15 protein-coding genes, 1 pseudogene and 1 other annotated feature (1 of these 17 cut by a window edge) are annotated in these 20,401 nt (G+C 34.5%); of the genes and pseudogenes, 6 read left to right on the top strand and 10 right to left on the bottom strand.

The genetic code is table 11. The features are described 5' to 3' along the window. Window positions 1-144 precede the first annotated feature (144 nt). Entirely contained in the window at window positions 145-2,841 is a 2,697-nt protein-coding gene (locus MHB51_RS02755) for a PD-(D/E)XK nuclease family protein (RefSeq protein ID WP_342558929.1), read from the top strand. Beyond that, window positions 2,838-6,062 (top strand): UvrD-helicase domain-containing protein, encoded by a 3,225-nt coding sequence (locus tag MHB51_RS02750; protein WP_342558928.1) that lies wholly within the window; start codon window positions 2,838-2,840, stop codon window positions 6,060-6,062. The genes MHB51_RS02755 and MHB51_RS02750 overlap by 4 nt, the downstream gene beginning before the upstream one ends. A 154-nt stretch (window positions 6,063-6,216) precedes the next feature. On the opposite strand, the gene MHB51_RS02745 is transcribed toward MHB51_RS02750, so the two are convergent. Next, window positions 6,217-8,448 (bottom strand): Piwi domain-containing protein, encoded by a 2,232-nt coding sequence (locus tag MHB51_RS02745; protein WP_342558927.1) that lies wholly within the window; start codon window positions 8,446-8,448, stop codon window positions 6,217-6,219. 140 nt (window positions 8,449-8,588) lie between these two features. Between MHB51_RS02745 and MHB51_RS02740 the strand changes: the two genes are divergently transcribed. Together MHB51_RS02740 and MHB51_RS02735 are read left to right on the top strand one after the other, a co-directional pair. Further along, on the top strand, window positions 8,589-9,029 hold the full coding sequence (locus MHB51_RS02740) for an Abi family protein (RefSeq protein WP_342558926.1): 441 nt from the start codon (window positions 8,589-8,591) through the stop codon (window positions 9,027-9,029). Beyond that, window positions 9,022-9,366 carry an Abi family protein gene (locus tag MHB51_RS02735; RefSeq protein WP_342558925.1) on the top strand — a complete coding sequence of 115 codons (345 nt, stop codon included), beginning with the start codon at window positions 9,022-9,024 and terminating at the stop codon, window positions 9,364-9,366. The genes MHB51_RS02740 and MHB51_RS02735 overlap by 8 nt, the downstream gene beginning before the upstream one ends. Window positions 9,367-9,541: 175 nt before the next feature. Here the strand turns inward: MHB51_RS02735 and MHB51_RS02730 are convergent. The 6 genes and pseudogenes from MHB51_RS02730 to MHB51_RS02705 form a co-directional block, all read right to left on the bottom strand. Then, window positions 9,542-9,781: pseudogene (locus MHB51_RS02730) on the bottom strand (arsenate reductase); the annotation flags it as partial. A gap of 15 nt (window positions 9,782-9,796) precedes the next feature. Next, window positions 9,797-10,852: an ACR3 family arsenite efflux transporter gene (gene arsB / locus MHB51_RS02725; protein ID WP_066163099.1), complete on the bottom strand. Its 1,056-nt coding sequence runs from the start codon at window positions 10,850-10,852 to the stop codon at window positions 9,797-9,799. Further along, entirely contained in the window at window positions 10,845-11,171 is a 327-nt protein-coding gene (locus MHB51_RS02720) for a metalloregulator ArsR/SmtB family transcription factor (RefSeq protein WP_066163097.1), read from the bottom strand. Before MHB51_RS02720 ends, arsB begins: the two co-directional genes overlap by 8 nt. A 463-nt stretch (window positions 11,172-11,634) precedes the next feature. Next, window positions 11,635-12,045 (bottom strand): peptide ABC transporter substrate-binding protein, encoded by a 411-nt coding sequence (locus MHB51_RS02715; RefSeq protein WP_342558924.1) that lies wholly within the window; start codon window positions 12,043-12,045, stop codon window positions 11,635-11,637. Between the two features lie 108 nt (window positions 12,046-12,153). Next, the gene (locus MHB51_RS02710) at window positions 12,154-12,624 is read right to left on the bottom strand and encodes a GNAT family protein (RefSeq protein ID WP_066163091.1); all 471 of its coding nucleotides are present in this window, start codon (window positions 12,622-12,624) and stop codon (window positions 12,154-12,156) included. Between the two features lie 83 nt (window positions 12,625-12,707). Beyond that, complete coding sequence (locus tag MHB51_RS02705; protein ID WP_066163087.1) at window positions 12,708-13,694, bottom strand: zinc-dependent alcohol dehydrogenase family protein; 987 nt, start codon at window positions 13,692-13,694, stop codon at window positions 12,708-12,710. Between the two features lie 421 nt (window positions 13,695-14,115). On the opposite strand from MHB51_RS02705, the gene MHB51_RS02700 reads away from it, so the two are divergent. Further along, entirely contained in the window at window positions 14,116-15,486 is a 1,371-nt protein-coding gene (locus MHB51_RS02700) for a nucleoside-diphosphate sugar epimerase (RefSeq protein WP_342558923.1), read from the top strand. A 101-nt stretch (window positions 15,487-15,587) separates the two neighbouring features. Here MHB51_RS02700 and MHB51_RS02695 read toward each other — a convergent pair whose 3' ends face one another. Continuing rightward, entirely contained in the window at window positions 15,588-17,294 is a 1,707-nt protein-coding gene (locus tag MHB51_RS02695; RefSeq protein WP_342558922.1) for an EAL domain-containing protein, read from the bottom strand. Window positions 17,295-17,727: 433 nt separating this feature from the next. Here MHB51_RS02695 and MHB51_RS02690 point away from each other — a divergent pair, with 433 nt between their 5' ends. Next, window positions 17,728-17,883: a transcriptional regulator gene (locus MHB51_RS02690; protein ID WP_066163079.1), complete on the top strand. Its 156-nt coding sequence runs from the start codon at window positions 17,728-17,730 to the stop codon at window positions 17,881-17,883. A gap of 81 nt (window positions 17,884-17,964) precedes the next feature. On the opposite strand, the gene MHB51_RS02685 is transcribed toward MHB51_RS02690, so the two are convergent. Next, a complete protein-coding gene (locus MHB51_RS02685) occupies window positions 17,965-18,933 on the bottom strand; it encodes a tyrosine recombinase XerC (RefSeq protein ID WP_342559460.1) in 969 nt (322 codons plus the stop codon). Then, entirely contained in the window at window positions 18,914-20,107 is a 1,194-nt protein-coding gene (locus MHB51_RS02680; RefSeq protein WP_342558921.1) for an MFS transporter, read from the bottom strand. Before MHB51_RS02680 ends, MHB51_RS02685 begins: the two co-directional genes overlap by 20 nt. Window positions 20,108-20,160: 53 nt before the next feature. Then, window positions 20,161-20,401: a binding site (T-box leader), on the bottom strand (it continues 6 nt past the right edge of the window).

The following is a 20,401-nucleotide window of genomic DNA, read 5'->3' as shown; positions in this document are numbered from 1 at the left end:
TACCAAGAAAAGGTCTTCCTTTTTACATGGAATTTTTCATTTACACAAAATATTTTATACTCTCATTAATTGAAATTTATCATTCCTAAAATTACTAAATAATTGTAAAATTATATTTAACTAAATGTTTGGAGGGATGTTAGCATGGAGATTATTTTAGGGCATTGGCTTGACTCTAAGGCCTACCCGGATGAATTTACAAGTTGTACGGCTAGTATTGGTAAAGTAATTACAGGGTTTCGTGGTCTTATTAACATTTTAGAAGTTCAACTTGGACAATCGAATCCTACTATATCCGAAAGTGTCCGTATAGCTGAATGGCAGACAACTATAGCTAAACTTGATGATGGTAATAAACCTTATTCTCGTTCTTTTAAAACTGATTCGTGGAATACAGCACGAGAACTGAAAAAGAAACGTGACGAATTAGTCTTAGCTGGATGGAACCCAAATATTCATATAGGTGGTGGAAAATGGATTGAATCAATTGCAGAAATCGAACTTTCAAATCACCATCATAGCAAAGGTTTCTCAGATCGAGTACGTATATTATTTGAATTATTAAACCAAAAATATTTACCACTCAATATAAAGAAAATAAGTCTTGTAGATGAGGACGATTCAATTTGGGAGAACTGGGAGAAAGAACTCGTTTTGATATTAAAACAAATTGGTATACAGTTCGAACAGATTGAATTACAACTACCAGTAGTTTCTGACCAGCCTACAAATGACCTTGAGCGTATTAAATTGGCTTTATATGATGCTAATTCAACTTTTAATTTTAATCTGAGTGGTGATGGTTCGTTTATTATTGTACGTTCTGAACAAGAATGGGATGCTGCGGATTTCCTTATAAGCTGGTTAGAAGTAAATGGTGACGATCAAACAGTATTAATTAATAACACTAATAACTTATTATTAACAGAATTATTTCATAGACGTGGTCTGCCATCGAGTGAAATAAATGAATTTTCGAAGTGGCGATCTGCTTTACAAGTACTACCTCTTACATTAGATACGTATTGGCAACCTATACGTATAGACCGAATTATGGAATTACTTACATTACCTATATCCCCACTCCCTAAAAAGCTGTGCTATAAATTAGCTCGAGTTATTTCAGAAGAACCAGGTATCGGTGGAGATAGATGGCACGCTGCAATTGGTGAAGCTGTTTCTGAAATTGAAACAACATGGTTGGAACAGGGTTTCGATTCTAAGAAACTAAATAAGAAAAAACAAGAGCTCTTTGAACAAATTGATGTCTGGATAAATCACGAGTATTACGATACATCAGATGGTATACCATGTTCAGTCATTGAAAGTATTTGTAGAAAAATTAGTAAATGGGCATTTAATAAAAATTTATATACTCCCAACCCAGTTTTCGCTCAAGCCCACTCTTCTGCTATGGAATTAATTGAAGGTATCAGAGTTTTAAATATTGAGAAAATAGACCAACTTCAATTAGCCAATATATTAGGTTCGATTTTAGGTGATGGTATTAAGTTACCTGATTATATTGAGGAATTAGCACCTTGGTCGAATGTGCAGCAACCTGGCGCTATTTGGGGAGCAGTTGATAATATTCTTTGGTGGGAATTTACTCAAAATACAACATCGCAATTAAATAAATTGACTGATGCTGAACGTGCTTTTTTAAAATCCCATAATGTCCATTTAGTTTCACCAGAACTAATTAGAAAACGTGAAAATGAGTCTTGGCATAACGCAATCCGATTTGCAAATAAACGAGTTATATTATTTATACCTTCAAAGGTACGCGCTGAGGATGTAAAAGCTCATCCATTATTAGATGAAATCCGCTTTGCCTTATCGAAAATAGAACAAAATGAACATCAGATTACTATTAACCCATCCATTTTATATAAACAAGAGAAAGTAACTATTATTGAGAACGAATTTAAAAGAGTTGGATTAGCTAACAAAGAGATTCCTAGCCCAATACAACAATGGAAACTACCTGAACACAAGGTTAAATTACGTGAAATTGAATCTGCAACCAGTTTTGAAACGGTGTTAAGTTGTCCATTGAAATGGACACTTCAATATAGTGCTAAAGTTCAGCCGAGTAATGCCCTTTCTTTACCAAATGAATCAATCATGTTAGGTAACTTAGGACATGCCATTTTAGAACGTTTGATAGACGCACAGGTATTTACAACTGATTCGGATATTCAAGAAATGACCGGATCTCTGTATGATGAGTTAGTCCCGAAGTTGGCGGCCCCCCTGTTACTACCTGAGAATCAATCATTGCGTAGTAGAGTTCGTAATGATTTACAAAAATCCATGCGCCAATTCGCCAATTTCTTAGATGTGTCGAAAATAGTGATTACAGAAACAGAAAGTTCACATCAGAAAATTTGGCAGGATGAGATTGAATTTGAAGGCCGTTTAGATTTAATCGGTAAAACTCCCTCTAATCGAACTGTTATCTTAGATGCGAAATGGTCACGTCGTCCTGCTAACTATAAACAAAAATTAATAGATGGATCAATTCAGTTAGCATTATATCAATGGCTTATGTCCACTAGTGATGACGAAGTATTACCAGTTGCGTATTTTATGTTATCTAGTGGTGATATTTATTCTGTTAAAGATGCTGAAATACCGGAGCAATATCATATTGATAGTGTGGCTTTAAATGATACTGTACAGCTTATACGCCATAGTTTAGGTGAAATTCAAGGCTCATTAGATTCTGGGATAGCAATTGCTACAGGTATTGAATTAGATGAAGCAGCGGCATTTAAACCATTATGTTCATTTTGTGATTATCAAGATCTATGTGGGATTAGGAGGAATCAATTATGACAGGTTCTTTAAAAATTATTAGTGCAGGTGCAGGTGCGGGTAAAACAACTAGTTTATCTAAAGAAATTATTTCTGCTGTTATACAGCAAGTTGCTCCCGAAAAAATTATGGCAACTACATTCACGAAAAAAGCTGGGGAAGAGTTAATAGAACGAATTAGATTAGAGCTTCTTAAGTCGGGCAAGACAGATGAAGCATCTAGAATACTTGATGGATATGTAGGAACAATGAATAGTGTATTTGGTCGATTAATTAAAGAATTTGCTCTTGAAATTGGATTATCACCAGAACAAAATATTTTAGAAGATTCGGAAGCGCTATTGTTATTTAATTCTATTGCATATAAAACGATTGAAAAATACGAACGTCAGCACTATACAGCCCTTCAACGCTTTCAATTAATTGGTGGAGACTATCCATGGAATAAGTATGTATTGGACGTATTAAAACTTGCACGTGAAAACGGACTTTTGGCAAAAGATGTTGAAGTTTGTGCAACATTTTCGTGGGAAACAATGGAAAAATGGCTTCCATCCCCGACTGGTGATAGCGAGCAATTAACAAGTAATTTAATTGTTGCGTTAAAAAATGCAAGTATAACTTTGCCTGGTACAGATTCAACAAAGACTACACAGACTGTAGTAGAGTCTATACGATCAATGCTTTCCTATTATGAACGGAACGGATATTTAACATGGGATCACTGGGCAAAAGCTAGCAAGTTAAAACCAGCTAAAGCAAGTCAGGAAGAAGTATTACCCATTCATAATGCTGCTTGTATTCATACACAGCATCCACTGCTTCATAAAGATATTAAAGGAATTATTCAAGCAGTATTTAATTGTGCAGCTGAAGCGATTGAACAATATGAAAAGGAAAAAAGCTTGCGCGGCTTAATCGACTTTACAGATCAAGAATATTTGGCATTAAAGATGCTTGAAACCCCAGAGTATATAGCTGCGTTAAAGGAACGAATAGAAGCAGTCTTTGTTGATGAGTTTCAGGATTCAAGTCCGTTACAAATTGCATTGAATATGAAACTACTTGAAGTTGCTAAAAAAGCTACGTGGGTTGGCGATACAAAGCAAGCAATTTACGGTTTCCGTGGAACAGATCCAGAATTAATGAAAATAGCGATGAACAGTATAAATGATATTACTAAAGAAATATTAAGCGATTCTTATCGTTCAAGAAAATCCCTAGTGGAATTTGTAAATGCCTTATTTATACCTGTATTCGAAGTAACAGGATTACCTAAAGAGCTTGTGGAATTAAATCCTAAGCGATTAGATTTAGACAAACAACAACCCTCAATAGAGGCTTGGACTTTTATAGATTCTAAAAATGTAAAAACAGATGCAAAATCTGTTGCTCAAGGCATTTATGATGTTATTCAACAAAAAGAAGAGTACATTGTAATCGATAAAGAAACTCGCTTAGAAAGAACACTAAAACCAAATGACATTGCAATACTTTGCCGGTCAAATGATGAATGCTCCGATATAGCAAGTGCTTTAGCAAACATTGGTATTCAAGCAACTATCGGTGGTAGTGGTTTAATGGATACTGAAGAAGTTGTCTATACAATTGCTACATTGTGTTATCTAATTAATAAGCGAGATACATTAGCATTAGCAAAAATAATTCACTTTTCATCTGACTTTTGGCAAAATGGAGAGTGGCTTGAAGAGTGGTTAAAAGTTGAAAACCCTGATGAGTTAGTTGAAAACGATCCGATTATTAAACAATTATCTGAGGCACGCGAGAACATTTATAAAATGAGTCCTTCAGAAACGTTAGATTTAGCAATTGTGAAGGCAAAAGTAGATGAACAGGTAATGCGTTGGGGGAACGCTAAACAGCGATTAGCTAATATTGATAACCTTCGTTCCCTCGTCAAGCAGTATGAACATGGTGCAGAAACAAATGGTTATGCCGCAACAGTAAATGGGCTACTCTTTTATCTAGAAGATGTTAAGAAAGATAAAGAACTTAATCGTGTTGCAGAATCAACTAACGAAAATGCTGTGAAAATATTAACGTATCACCGTTCAAAAGGTCTAGAATGGCCATTTGTTATACTATACTCATTGAATAAATCAGCCATTGGTAGTGGTAAACCACCAGTTTTTGATCGGATCCTTGCGACAAGTACTCAACCTTTTGATGTTGAAAAACCATTAAATGGGCGTACGCTTTATTACTGGCCATGGCCATATGGAAAGAGTTATAAAGGTGTTGGTTTTGATGCTTACGTGGAAAATACGCCTCAATTAGATTTACGTAAAAAGCAACTCTTTGAAGAAAGTCAACGCTTGTTGTATGTTGGTATGACTCGTGCAAGAGATTACTTAGTGTTAGCAACACGTGATTTTTCAAAAGCTTCATGGTTAAAAGAACAAAAAGACGCTAACGACAATGAAATCATAACTTCTATTTCAAGTGACTTTATTAATGTTAACGGTAAATCATTTAACATTAAAACTCGTAACCTAAAACTACCAGAACAACCTATTGAAATAGTAACTGCTAGTGATCAAATTATGTATGTAGGTATTACTAATAACTCAGTAGATTTTAAATCTGCTAATTTTATACCGAGCATGACAACCTTTATCGAAATCGAGGATGAAGATGTTTTAAAAGCGGAAACATTAAATGTTCCAGTTCATTCAATCGGCTCGCGTTTACCTATTATAGGTAGTCCTGAGATGGATGTTTTGGGAACAATGGTGCATACATTTTTAGCAGCTGATTCTGGAACATTACAGCAAATTAAACGTGAACAACTCGCACAAAGTATTTTGCAAAACTATAATATAACTGCTTTAAAGGTTAACGATCTAATTGAATCTTCTAATAGGTTACATCGTTTTATAGAGCAAACATATACAGATAAATTAGAAATTTCTAAGGAATTCCCTATTCATTTAAGGTTAAATAATCAAAAAGCATTTGGCTTAATTGATTATTTAATAGAGCTGCCAAATGGCTGGGTAATCATTGATCATAAAACATTCCCAGGCCGCGAAGAATTATGGGTTGACCGCGCTGTGTCATACTTACCACAACTTCAAATTTATGCTCATGCTTTAGAAATTGCTAGCTCGAAGCCAGTTTTAGAAGCTTGGATTCATATGCCGATTGTTGGTAGGATGGTGCAGTTTAGTCAGTCGGATTTAGTTCTTACGGAAAATAGTTTACATCTGAGTATCAAATAACACTTTTAATTTTTATAAAATTAAAATAGCGTCCCTTTTTCAAGGGCGCTATTCTTATGCTATCTTGGTGAATTATATGTTAATTTAATTCAATTATTCTAAAAAATATGCCTTCATGTTTATTTAAGTGTAATTTTATTGAATGAATCTACCATCAAACAAACGGTAAATGAGTTAAATTCGTTGATCTCGGACTTACTTGACCTCGTTGATATGCCGTAGAGCTTAAATCTGCATAATGAACTGTCGCAGGTAAACGCATTTTATTAAGTGCATGAATATGCATAAATGATAAACGATACACATCCTCAATTATTTGGTTAATTGATAATGTATTCGTTTTTTGAACAACTTTAATTGGTTGTGCCATACCTACATTTTCCCGTGGATCAGTAGCACAAAGATATGCTTCATTTAAACGTAAATAATAAACACCTTGCTTTGTTAGGAACTTTCCTTTGCCATAATCTGCTACTGAATCAAATAAGGCCATTCTTCTGTTAGGCTTTTTAATGACCTCGACTATATCGTAAGAAATGTTTTTATCACCTAGCAGTTGGTCGACAAGCTTTGAATCCTCACGCCAAAAACCATCTCTGTGAATTGTAACGTGCTTTGGAAAATCTCCAAATTGTTGCTTATATGATCCAAGGATATCGACCATTATTTCTTTAAGCGTTTCGTTGTCTATTTTTTCACCAGCTAATACGCCATTAATAGCAGTTTGTTTAATGAGATGGCCATTACAACCGATTACATTCATAATTCCAGCTGCACTTTTGCCATCCTCATGACTTACGTCTAAGCCGATAAAACAATCCGAATATGTTCGCTCAGCAAGCACCCATGGTTGCATACCGCTTTTTACATATAATCCAAGTAAAATGTTAAATATAGTGAAAGATAACGCTGAATTTTTCACAGTATTCGCTACTTTTTGGCACGCTAAATTGTCATGTACATTAAAATCCTCAAGTTTATGTTGCTTTAAAATATTTTTGAATGATTGAATACTCTTTTCTGTTAACACTTGCGAAGATAAATCCCATTTTCCACCAAACTGTCTTTTGAATTCTGAATAAATTTTTATAGGCATTTTAGAAAGGTGTTCTTCCGTAATAAATGCTAAGACGGTAGTCCCTTTAAAAATCGACTCTAAGTTACCGATTTCCCATGAAAATTGTTGGAAAAACTCTTCAGTAAACTTCCCTCTTGTTTCTTGAGTTTTAGTATTAATGTCAAATTCAACACCATGTTGAATTGCAATACTTTCAATTATCTTAATAAATTGATATACAGTTGTTTTTGTAATCCCAAGCTTCTTATTAAAATCTTCATCTAGAAATATAGATAGTCTTATTGTTCCACCTTTAAAAATTCGACCATTTTTTAAACCATGCAATGGTTTTTTGTAAATTTTATCTAAATGAATAGTTGGATCCTCAAGTTTAATCATCTTATAATCATTATGTTCTATTAAAAATGGATTATGTTCAAATTCTAAATAAGGATATCTTTTTATAATTTCCATCATTTGTCGAAGCATTTTTTTCATACGTTCGTCAGGCTTGAGCTTTAATGCATCCATAACACGTTTTCTTTCATGAGGTTTCATTGTTTCAAAGGAACAAAGCGGTTTCAATACACTTGCTGCATAACTTAAACTTGCTTGATCTTTTGTTTTGGCATAAATAACTTTAACGTTCGGGTGAAGTGTTTTTATGACTGCTTGTTTACCTTTATCTACATAGTATTGATAAATTGATTTTTTTAACAATGGACAGATATCCATTACAGAATAATCAGCAATTCTATCGAATTCATATGTAAAGTTGGTTGTAGGATCACTATGAATGATTTTCATTCCCTCACTAGGTGTGTTTCCTTGCTCAATCATTTGTTGTAACGTGAAACTATATTCAAATTTATGAGTCATATTGAATCCAATACAAACACGATTATTTATAATATTTACATGAATCGAGAGTGCTGGATATATTAATACATCTCCAATCTTTCTTGCCTGCCATTCTTGTAAATCCGAACCGACACGCTTTAAATATAGAGATTGCTGACCCACAACTAAAAAGCTATCTTTTATTAATTTTTCTAGTAATGTTCTTTCAAAACTATTCGATGAATCTATTGTTCTTTGTTGATAAGATATTGGTTGAAAACCATCCATCTCTAAGATTGGTTGAAATGAAGCTATTGTACTTTGATGAAAACCAATCGGTATATACTGATTTGCCCTTTTCCAAGACCAATAAATATTTGCTACACCTTGATATTTTCTTGTTTGATCTTCCACAGCAAATTCATAGATATGTATTGGTATTTCAATTACCAATTGTTTAGCCATAGCTTCAGAAATATATGCTTCCAACACGAACACCTCCAAAAATAGGGATATTATCTATTTAAGTATATCATTGCATTCGATTTATTTGAATTAATTATCTGATTCTATGCTACTATTCACATTTTTGTTATATTTAATATACGTATAATAAAGGGGAGAGTCGATTGAGTAACAAGTTACATACTACAAAAATGTTTTCTTCTTTAGATGACCAAGTATTATTATTAAAAAGTCGTGGATTGATTATTCAAGATGAACAGTACGCAAAAAAAGTGCTACTAGAGAAAAATTATTTTGACTTAATAAATGGCTTTGAGACATTAATGCTAGTGGATTCTAAAGCTGCAGATAAAAAATATAATCAATTTTATTTTGAGGATTTTTTGTTTTTATACAATCTTGACAAAAATATGAATGTATTGCTATTGAAATCGTTGGATAGGTTTGAAACAAGGTTAAAGACATCTATGGCCTATCGTTTTTGTGAAAAACATTATACATCACCATCAAAAGCGAGATGTTACATTGATATTTCACTCTATTCTAATCCAATAAGTTCTTCACATCATCTGAGTCTCCCATCTGATATTAGAAAAAATGTTTAACTCGAGAAATTTACGCGAATATAGTGATTTTATTGATTTCTGTAAATCGAAATATAGTTTTTTTAATACATATGACGATCCACCATTTTGGATGACTATAAAGGTTTTAGAGTTTGGTCCCCCATTCCAACTACTTCTTGCCTATGAAAAAGAGATTTTTGAAAAGGTCATAATGGACATGGGAATTGAATATGCTACGGATAAAGAAAAATTTATTAATTCTATTCGTATTTTCATAGAATTGAGAAATACTTGTGCGCACTTTCAACTAGTTAACAGATATAGAACACCTTCCAATTTGAAAATCGATTCGGCAATCAGTTGGATTATGAACTAAAACTATTTGATACATTGCTCGTTTTAGCTCAATTTGAAAATTTATCTGAAATTAGTATGCTTATAAAAACAACCTATAGAAATTGTAATTCGAAAAGAAAACGTGAGTTATTTTTAAAAATCCTTGAAAGAATGGGTAGAAAGAAAATTACAGATTGGCAAAAATTAAAGCATTAAATAGTTACAACTAATGTTGCCTGATTCAATGTTTCAACGTCAATTAAGTTTGATGTCTGATTTGATATATCAATATCTACCTCCGCCATCGCTTGAACAGCCTTCAGATTGACCCCATGTGCTTCAATGCCAGCGCTTTTTACCGTCCAATCGGAGGGCAATAATTTTCTAGCCCAGCCTTCCGCCATTTGGCTACGGCAAGAATTCCCTGTACATAAGAAATAAAGTGTTTTTGTCATGTTCATTGCTCCTTATCAATTACTAGTTTTAAAGTATTTTTTCTGCCAACGTAAGGCAACCCATACAAGCCCGATGAGAACAGGTACTTCAACAAGCGGTCCAATAACTGTCGCAAACGCCACACCACTGTGAAGCCCAAACACACCTACGGCTACGGCAATTGCTAGTTCAAAGTTGTTACTTGCAGCTGTAAATGAAAGCGCTGCTGTAACAGGATAGGATGCGCCAGCTTTGCGTGAAGAAAAGAATGAAACAATAAACATAATGACAAAATAAATGAATAATGGAATTGCGATACGCACTACATCAAATGGGAGCTCGACTAGTTTCTCACCTTTTAAAGCAAACATCATCACAATCGTAAATAGCAGTGCAATTAAAGTAAGTGGTGAAATCTTTGGTAAGAACTTTTCCTCATACCACTCTTTCCCTTTTGTTTTGATACCAATCCAACGTGTGAGGAAACCTGCAGCAAACGGAAGCCCTAAATAAATCAACACGCTCTTTGTAATTTCCCACATGGAAATGGATACGTGGAAGTTTTTTAAACCAAACCAACCAGGCAATACATTTAAGAAAAAGTACGCAAATATCGAATAGGTTACGATTTGGAAAATAGAATTAAAGGCAACTAGACCAGCGACGTATTCGCGATCCCCTCGTGCTAAATCATTCCACACAATGACCATCGCAATACATCGTGCTAGCCCAATCATAATGAGTCCAGCCATATACTCTGGATAATCATGCAAGAAAATAATCGCCAAAAAGAACATTAAGAATGGGCCAAGTAACCAATTCTGAAAAAGCGATAGTAAAAGCACTTTCCAGTCTTTAAATACACGCCACATTTCCTCATATTTTACTTTTGCTAATGGTGGATACATCATCACAATAAGTCCTAGAGCAATCGGTATTGATGTTGTACCAATCGACATAGCTTCTAGTGCTTCCCCAATATCGGGTATTGTCACACTTAATACAACACCTATGCCCATCGCAACAAATATCCAAAGAGTAAGGTAACGATCAAGAAAGGACAATTGTTTTACTAAAGAATCATTACTCATTAATATTTCCTCCTACATGACAACAATCAGAAATACAATTGCAGCTAGTTAAAGGTTGGATTTGTTCTAAAATGCCTCTCATCAATGGCGTTTGTTCCTCCACTAAACGATAATGTTTCCAAGTCCCCACTTTTCGTTCCGTAATAATGCCTGCCTCCTTTAATTTCCGTAAATGTTGACTCACAGCAGGTTGCGAAATCTCTAAAATATCCACAAAATCACATACACATACCTCCCCATTCTTCATGCATGCAAGCAATTTGATACGATTCAAGTCGGCTGCTGCTTTTAATTGTTTTTCAATTAATGTGTTTTCCATGAATTTTCCCTCCCTATATAAGTATTTACTTATATATAATTTTAAATAAAATCACCCAGATGAATAGGTGATTACATTTGTATATAACTATATACTTATATTATGCGAACTCAAAAATAAATACAAGGACTATTTCCTATTTATGCAATTACTCCAAAGTTTTTCGTATGATGCTTGTATTCATCTTGCCTCCTATAGAGGTAGAAGATTTCTGTATCTATTGCTACGTTTTCGAAACAAAAAGCGATTAAAACAATGAAACTACAGAAGTGACACCTTCACATTTTATTTTGTATAAAAAAACTTGAAGGAAACGTCCCTCCAAATTTTTTTACTAGCACAAGCATTGAAATTTTGTAATTTCAGCATAAAAATAGCTTAGTTCGTCAAATAAAACTAAGCCATTTTATCATTTTCTTCATTTTAAAATTTTCAACAAAAGCAACCACCAACACAATAATATTTAACTAATCCAAATCATTTTCACATCTTTAAATAGCCACTTATTATCTTTATAATGAACTGTAAGTTTTATTCCAACAGCCCCAAGACCCGAGCGATATTTGGAACCTTCAAAAAGGATTTCGTTGTTTGCTTTAAAATCAACTTTTTCGATTTTTAGAAGTACACCGTTCAAAGCAAGTGTATCCGCATCATATAATCCTTGTTCTTTCAGTTGCTCAAAGGTAGCATCCATTACTTCAACTTTGTATTTTTTCTTAAAATAACTTAAAATTGCTTCTTTATCACTTTCACCCACTTCATCAAAGTTGCTCATATCAATCGCTATAGATTTTATCGCATCGCTTAATGCTGCATCGTGCTCCATAATGGTGTCCAGTGCAATGCTATATATTTCTGCTAGATGCTCCATTGGCTTTACCTCATTGCTACAAGCAGAAAGAAATAATGTTAGGGCAAACAAAATGCTACAATATTTTAACTTCAACTCCCCCTCTTTTTTGTTATAATTTCCCCTATTTCAATATAAATGATAACTCATTACAATCAGCTCGCCCTTTTCCCCCATTTTTCGGACACCTTCATCAACAAAGCCACATTTTTTGTACAGTTCCTGTGCTGGTATATTTTTAAGATTAACAGCTAATACGATTTCATTTACTTCACCAAAGTTCTTTTTAATAAATTCAGGTAAAAGTATTAATGCCTTTTTCGCATAGCCTTTTCCTTGGTGGCGGAAATCAGTTGAAAATGCCCTGACTAATATTGCATGATGATTATTGGAATAGGGTTTTACGCCTTCATTTTTATGTAAATCGAAAAAAGTGACAAGTTCTTTATCTTCTATCGCTAAGATTGAATATCTATCGGAATCTTCATTGGATAATTTGATGCATTCTTTAGGATGACTAGTGTAATGAAGCTGTTCCTCAGTCAATTCATAGTGGTCGATATTATTTTTGAATCTGTCCTCGTAAAAATAAAGTTGCATTGCTATATCCCCCTTTCAGAACGTTTGTTTCTATACTTTAGCACTTTTATTTGTATTGTTCAATTAAAGGATTTGCTTTTAATCTAAATCAAAAAAACTTTCCCCATTCGATTTTGTACAGTTTCTACATAATGTACTGCCTCTTTTACATTTATTAAATTAAACTCAGCTACTGCTGGCATTAAAGTTAGTTGTTGTCGCTCTATTAACGCGGTAATTTGCTGAAAAGTGTTTTGCCAATGTGCGACGGATATGCTTTTATTCCAATGACGCAAATGGAATATTTTGGCGTTCACCTGTGCTTCCTTAGCAATTTTTGCCCAATCAACTTGAATGCCTGATAGCAAACCAATCGTTAAAAATTGACTTTGAGGTCGCAAGCAAAACGCAAGCTCTGTTCCAGGACTACCACCGATGGAATCGATAGCAGCATTTGCTCCCGCACCATTTGTCAACGTCATAACAGTTTCCTGTAAGCTATTTTCTGTTGTATTAATAACATGAGATGCACCTAATTTTAATAACTGCTCTGTGTACGTATTACTACGAGTAATGGCAATTAAGCGAAAACCTAATACCTTTGATAATTGTGCAAAAATATGACCAATTGCAGAGCCGCAAGCATTAACGAGCAGCACGTCTGTTGGCTTCAGCATTAATATTTCTGTACAAATAACCCATGCTGTTATTGGATTTATATACATTTGAGCAGCTGTAAAATTGTCTATCGTATGTGGTACTGGAATAGCAAGGTTTGCGGGTGCTTTCACATATTCCTGCCACGTGCCTTCTCCTCTTAAAGGTAAAACCCGTTTACCAATAAGACTTTTGCAGGCGGAAGCTCCAACCTTCTCTACGATTCCAACACCTTCATAGCCTGGTATCGCGGGTAAAGAAATTCGATGCGCATAAGACCCTCTAATCGGTATTAAATCAGAGGGATTAATGGGTCTAGCTAACATACGTACTAACACTTCATCACTTGCCAGTGGTTGAATCATTGTTTCGTCAACTACTAATACATCTTCAGGACTGCCAAATTTCTTGAAAGAAATATATTTTCTATTCATAATTGTTCCTCCTTTGTTAAAAGCGTAGCATTTTTATCTTTTCTAGTAAATTTTCAAAAAATAAATTGAATCTAAGCAAGAAACTGTCTTAAAACCGAATACACCTTACTTTTCCAATTGATTCTTTAAAGACTAAAATTGTATAATTTTAAATGCATTCTAAATTAACCATATATGGGAAGGTGAATAATAAATGAATCACCTTATAAACATACAAGGATTATTGGAAGCTATTTTTCATACCTATTTTAATATTTTTTCTATTACTATAAATTAAAGCAATTTCTCAAACGATTTTAAAAAGGCTCATTAATAGCGAAAATTTTATATAGTCGCTTTGGTATTGCTCAAAACCACTGCTATGCGGCGCTTTCCTACACATTTAGATTATTACGGTATATAATAGCTTAGGGGGTTCGATATGCTAAAAATTAAACAAATTGATTTTATAAAAGCTGTTTATGATGACTCGATGTCACATAATATTTTTTCTATCGCTAATATTACTTTTTCAAATTATGAGCCTATTCATGGTGCATTGTTATATTGGTGTCGCAATTCGACAAACGGCGAGTACACTGCGGAAGGCGACTATAAGTTTTTTTATGATATGGCCAACGTCACGTACTTTGCTTCAGTAAAGTTTCCAAAGCATGTACGCTTGACGAGAGACCAAAAACAGGAGCTTGCTTATATATTATTAGAGGAACGAGGCTCAATTGGTTCATATAGCTTCCCTACTCATATAAACCGTCGTAAATATGATATTGAAAAGGAATATAATGCACTAACTTTCCCGGAAAATTTTAATCCGGCAACGATTGAACCGATACTTAAGCAAGTATCGATGAAGCAGGTGCTCGAAATTCAACAACAGCACCCACATTTGAGTAAACGCTTTATTAGACAATATATTAGCTGGCGCTCGCGTGCAGCGCAAATGCATATCAATGATTTAGAGCCGTACTTACACATGATAAGCTTTGAGCATCTCTGCTTAACAAATCCATATTTAACAGAGCAGTATTTAATCGAGCATTTAGAGCAGCTTGCACCAACTTTGCAATATAATTATCCTGTGCTAAATCGTTTGTCTAGCTCATTTAAGCAGTATTTGATTGATTTTTTACAGCAGCAACAAATCCCATTTAACGAGGATTTTGCACATAAACTAGAGCAGTTTATTGCAGACGACCATTTCTATATGGATAAAGAAGTTACGTATTATGAATTTGAAGAATTTGAAGAGGAAATGGATCTACAATTTTTTGAATATGATGTAGGACCAAATAAATGGAGTGGTAGTGAGCATTTAGTAAAGGGGATTCCATCATTAGCTTGTCAAAAATATGATCAATATGGCTTTAAAAGAAAGACAAATAAAGAAATGGATACGCTGATTGCTACGGTTAGTCAGACTCAATTAGACTTACTATGTGCGGTTTTAGAGCCACATTGGTTGCATCGTTATCGCAATAAATTAAACTGGACGAAAATTTGCCGCTATAATCGCTATTTGGCTGAGGATTTTATTTTAGCGCATCTCAAGTTTATTGATTTTGAAGCACTTGGCGAGCATACGAGCTGCCAATTGTCCGAGGAATTTATGCTGAAATATATGAAGCGCTTCAACCATAAAAATCCTGTACCAGTTGTGCTGCGAAATTTAACAGTCCCTCTTTATGAGGCTTATAAGGATACGATTAAAATAAACTTGCAGCTACTGCATAAATACAGCACCTCTATTGCAAAGGAAGAGCTTATACAGCTTGAAAAATTGCTGTCGGAATAGAACGAAGGCTAACAATCGAGCACATGTCAGTAGTTAATACGGAATAAAATAACTTTACACAGAAAAAGGCTGTTGGGAAATGGAGCTTTCCCAGCAGCCTTTTATTCTACATTACGTGTTTCTTCAATCAATTTCGTTAATTTATCCACAGGCAACGGTTTGCTAAAGAAATAGCCCTGTACAGATTTACAATTATGCTTTTTTAGGACATCTAATTCTTCAGATTGTTCAACGCCTTCAGCAACTACATTTAAGTTCAATGCGTGTGCTAGTGAAATGATAGCAGCGACCATTGATTCACCTGAAGATGTTGTGCGGATGTTTTGAATAAATGTACGATCGATTTTTAATGCATCGAATGGGAATTGACGTAAATAGCTTAATGATGCATAGCCTGTTCCAAAGTCATCTAGCGATATTTCAATGCCCATTTTTTTCATCTCTTTAATTTTTTCGATTAACTCATCCGTATAGTCCATCATCGACATTTCTGTAATTTCAATTTCTAAATGCCGTGGATTCGCCTGAGTTTCTTCTAATATTTCTTCTAGGCGTGAAATAAAGGTTGTTTCTGCAATATGAATTGGAGAAATATTAACCGCAACACGTAAATCACTATTATATGCCTCATTCCATTTTTTTATTTGAGCCGTCGCTTTGCGTAATACCCACTCCCCAATCGCGGATATTAAACCACATTGCTCTGCGAATGGAATGAATTGATCCGGTGGCATAATACCTAATTCTTGATCATTCCAGCGAATTAACGCCTCCATCCCCGTCATTACATTATCCTGAATATTATATTTAGGCTGATAATGAAGCTCGAAGCTGTCATCTCGTATTGCTTGATGGATTTTTGTCTCAAGATGAAGCAAACGATCATCAATACCTTTCATATTTGCTTCAAATACGACATAACTATTTCTGCTTTTTTGTTTTGCGGCATACATGGCAATATCTGCACAGCGTAGTAGTTTAGATATTGTATTGCCGTGGTCTGGGAATATGCTAATCCCCATGCTGACACTAATATAAAATTCATAGTCGTAAAAATTAAAACTTTCTTTGCATAGATTAATGATATTTTGTGCTGCTGCTTTAATTTGTGAAACGTCCTTTAAAACATAGACAAATTCATCACCATTTAGTCGGAAAACAGCATTTCTTTCATCATCGATACTCATCAAACGTTTGGCAAAGACTTGTAAAAACATATCGCCAACCTTATGCCCAAGGCCATCATTAATATTTTTAAAACGGTTTATATCAATAAAAAACAAGGCAAATTTTGATTGTTTTTTTCGGGCGTTTTCCATTTCCTTTTCTAAGGTATTCAATAGACTTCGGCGGTTTGGTAATCCTGTTAAATCATCATGGAAGGCAAAATGAGTATATTTTTTTATATTTTTTTGAGCCGTTATATCCGTGCGTATAGAAATATATTGAAACGGCTTCCCTTTGTCATTTAAAAATGGAACGATTGTCGTTTGTACCCAATAAAGCGAGCCATCCTTTGCGCGGTTACAAACCTCCCCACTCCATGTTTCCCCTTTGCCAATTGTGCGCCATAGTTCTTTAAAAAAAGCTTTCGAATGATGTCCAGAATTTAAAATGCGGTGATCTTGTCCAATTAATTCAGCACGACTATACTTGGAAATTTGGCAAAATCGGTCATTTACATTTGTGATAATGCCTTTGCCATCTGTAACCGCAAGGATTGCTGATTGATCTAATGCCGCTTTTATATCTTTAAGCTCCTCATAAGTAAGCTCCATATTCGTTAAAATATGAGAGTCATTCGTCATTATAAGTTTCTCCCCGTTCATAAGTTACTCAATAATTGAGATTTAGACAAAAATACACTATATATAAGTATAATCTATTGCCTTTCTACTATTCAATAGTGATTTAAAGACTATCAATATTAATATAGTACTAGACTTCTCAGTTTTGTAACAATTTATTGATTGTCCACGCTGTGATAACAGTTAACCGACCTACGTCACTTCGGCATTTCTTCAAAATTTGTGACATGCACTGTAGCTTAGGCCAACACGACTAAGTTCTTTTTTATTAGCAGGTGTTTGGACATCGACTGAAGTTTATAAAACAATAATTATATTATGTAAACTATTTCGATGTAAGAATTTTCTGAAACAAACTATTGACACGTATCTTTATCTGTACTATATTAAATACAGATAAATAATACTGTTATAATACAAAGGAGTGTTTTTAATGTCAATGTATCGTGAAGGCTATGAGCATTATTTAGAAAAATGTGAGCAGTTTGGGATTGAGCCTGTTAATTTTCATTTTTACTTAATACAGCTATCTCAAGAGCAGCTAGTATCATTCACAGAACAGGCACGCACATTGCGAGCGGGTATTTAAGCATGAATAATCCCGCCGTCATAGAACGTAAATAAAACAAACTTTATGACTTTGAAATGTCCATAAAGTTTGTTTTTTGCATCAATCATTTAATGGGTGATTTTTCATAACCTCTTGAATTTGTTCATCCTCAATATGCGTATAAATTTGTGTTGTTGCAACACTTGAATGCCCTAATATATGCTGTAGGCTACGAATATCTGCCCCCGCTCGGTACATTAATGTTGCGGATGTATGGCGCAGCTTGTGTGGCGATAGCTTTTCCTTATTCAATGTTGCTGTATTCAATTGCTTTATAATTTTGGCGATGGACTGTCTTGCAAAGCGCGTCCCCTTCTGTGAAACAAAAAGCGGCTCTGCTCCATCTCCTTTATATGTATGGCGCGTTGGTAAATATTGCTGCAATGCATTATAGCAACGCTCATTCATAAAGACTGTTCTTTCCTTATTCCCCTTCCCAATAACTGTAATATGCTGCCCCTGAATCGATTGTAAATTTAGTGAGCATAGCTCGGTTACACGGATGCCGAGGTTTAAGAAAAACATCACAATGCAATAATCACGTTTGCTATAAGGCTGTGTTGTCGTTGCAGCAATGAGTTGCTGAGCCTCTTGTAAACTTAAATATACTGGTGTTTTTTTGCCGATTTTTGGTGTTTCTAGTTCTTCTGCTGGATTTTCCTCAATTAAGCGGCGCTTGCCTTTTAAATATTTGAAAAATGATTTTAATGTCGCTACTTTGCGTGCGCGTGCAGCCGATGAATTTCCTCGCTGTACCTCGCAATATTCCATAAACAAATATAAATCCTCCAGCGTAATTTCCCTAATCGTTTCAATTGTAACATCAGAAATATCTATCTTTTGTAAATTCATTATCGTAATATCCTGCTCAATTGCCTTTAAAAATCTGAAAAATAATACTAAATCATATTCATATTCTTTGCGTGTTCTCTGTGATTTTCCTGTAATTGTCGTTAAATACACTAAAAAATCCTTTAAAATTTTCGGAAGCACAACATTCACCTCTCCCTTAGTATACAGCACTTCCATTGCCCTTTCGATACTTGATATAATAAGCCCCATATAACAATGTCAGCATCCATAATAAACAAGTACCAAGCAGCACGAGTGCGTGTAATGCGAAAATTTGTGTACCTATAGTAAATAGTAGTAATACAGCAATTGTAGTCATTGCCTCAATCAAGCTAAAAATAGCAATAAATCTCCCTAAAATCGCCAATGGCAATGCTTTTTGAATATATGTCGTAAAACCAACATTCACAAAGCTAATAGCAAAGGACAATATAAAAAATCCGACTGCTGCTAGCCACCAATTATTAGCTAATCCATAGAGTAAATAGCCAATACTGCAAAATAACACACCATAAAACATTGCTGTTATTGGTTTTACTAGCCATTTTATATTACAAATTGAGCCAATAATAAATCCTGCACCAGCTACGCTGACAAGCAACCCATAGGAGCCTTCTGTTAGTTGTAATGTCGCTGTTGCAAAGGCGGCTTCTAGCGAATCAATTGCTGTTAAACATACGATAAAAAAGCCATTCATAATAAAAATCGAGCAAACATAAAGATGCTTCCTTGCATATGAACGTACGTCCATCCAATCTGATTTAATCAACTTAAAAGTAATGCGTTCGCCAATTATTATGTTGCTCGTAATATTATTTGGACATTTGCTAAAGAATAACATCGCAATCATTAAAGCTATTATATTTATAATAATAGCTAGTTTGGCTGTACCAATAAAGAAAAGTAGTCCAGCTATCATGGGACCTAATATAAATCCTGCTGACTGTGTCATGCTTCTCCATCCATTAAAGCGTTGTTGCTCATTTTGGACAATCACTTTTGTTGAATAAACAAATACAGCATTTGTATAAATGGCTGTAAATATTGAAATGAAAAAGGTTAGTAAATAAATGGTGAACAGATGAGTAGTAATTACTAAAATAAGCATCAATACGACTCTTGAAAGATATAAATAAATAATCAGCCTTTTTATATTCACTCGGTCAACAAAAGAGCCTGCCCAACTATTTGTTAATAGCGTGGCGATTGGTACAAACAAATAAAGAATAGTAACGCTTGCTGGCGAATTTGTAATTGCCAGGACAATTAAGTTTAATGCGATAAAGTAAATCCACTCACCAATATTAGCGATGAATAAACTGATGATTAAATAAATTTTTACCCGTGTCATAAAGTCTCCTCCTTATTTGAGCAATAAAAAATCCCATCTCCTAAGATATTTATCTTAGGGACGGAATCGACTTTGCGACACGTGTTGCCACCCTATTTCACATAATTATCGCTAATTATGCCTCTATCAGTACAATCATACTGCGCCTCTATAACGGGAGAGACCCGTCACATCATCATGCACTCAATCCGATGTGCTACTCCAAGCCTTGCTTCAGCTTCCATCCACCTGCCCGCTTGCACCATCCCGAGCTCTCTGTTAAGGCTTCCAAAAACTTACTCTTCTCTTCAATGT

The organism is Metasolibacillus sp. FSL K6-0083, assembly GCF_038630865.1.
Lineage (GTDB): Bacteria > Bacillota > Bacilli > Bacillales_A > Planococcaceae > Metasolibacillus > Metasolibacillus fluoroglycofenilyticus.
Note: the sequence above shows the minus strand (reverse complement) of the source record. Positions and strands in the feature narration are given on the sequence as shown.

What these genes read in the sequence shown, in the direction of transcription:
- MHB51_RS02690 (WP_066163079.1), top strand. Translation starts at nt 17,728, where the DNA reads ATGTCAATGTATCGTGAAGGCTATGAGCATTATTTAGAAAAATGTGAG.
- MHB51_RS02755 (WP_342558929.1), top strand. Translation starts at nt 145, where the DNA reads ATGGAGATTATTTTAGGGCATTGGCTTGACTCTAAGGCCTACCCGGAT.
- MHB51_RS02715 (WP_342558924.1), bottom strand. Translation starts at nt 12,045, where the DNA reads ATGGAGCATCTAGCAGAAATATATAGCATTGCACTGGACACCATTATG.
- MHB51_RS02705 (WP_066163087.1), bottom strand. Translation starts at nt 13,694, where the DNA reads ATGAATAGAAAATATATTTCTTTCAAGAAATTTGGCAGTCCTGAAGAT.
- MHB51_RS02720 (WP_066163097.1), bottom strand. Translation starts at nt 11,171, where the DNA reads ATGGAAAACACATTAATTGAAAAACAATTAAAAGCAGCAGCCGACTTG.
- MHB51_RS02685 (WP_342559460.1), bottom strand. Translation starts at nt 18,933, where the DNA reads ATGGAAGTGCTGTATACTAAGGGAGAGGTGAATGTTGTGCTTCCGAAA.
- MHB51_RS02680 (WP_342558921.1), bottom strand. Translation starts at nt 20,107, where the DNA reads ATGACACGGGTAAAAATTTATTTAATCATCAGTTTATTCATCGCTAAT.
- arsB (WP_066163099.1), bottom strand. Translation starts at nt 10,852, where the DNA reads ATGAGTAATGATTCTTTAGTAAAACAATTGTCCTTTCTTGATCGTTAC.
- MHB51_RS02710 (WP_066163091.1), bottom strand. Translation starts at nt 12,624, where the DNA reads ATGCAACTTTATTTTTACGAGGACAGATTCAAAAATAATATCGACCAC.
- MHB51_RS02750 (WP_342558928.1), top strand. Translation starts at nt 2,838, where the DNA reads ATGACAGGTTCTTTAAAAATTATTAGTGCAGGTGCAGGTGCGGGTAAA.
- MHB51_RS02700 (WP_342558923.1), top strand. Translation starts at nt 14,116, where the DNA reads ATGCTAAAAATTAAACAAATTGATTTTATAAAAGCTGTTTATGATGAC.
- MHB51_RS02695 (WP_342558922.1), bottom strand. Translation starts at nt 17,294, where the DNA reads ATGACGAATGACTCTCATATTTTAACGAATATGGAGCTTACTTATGAG.
- MHB51_RS02735 (WP_342558925.1), top strand. Translation starts at nt 9,022, where the DNA reads ATGTTTAACTCGAGAAATTTACGCGAATATAGTGATTTTATTGATTTC.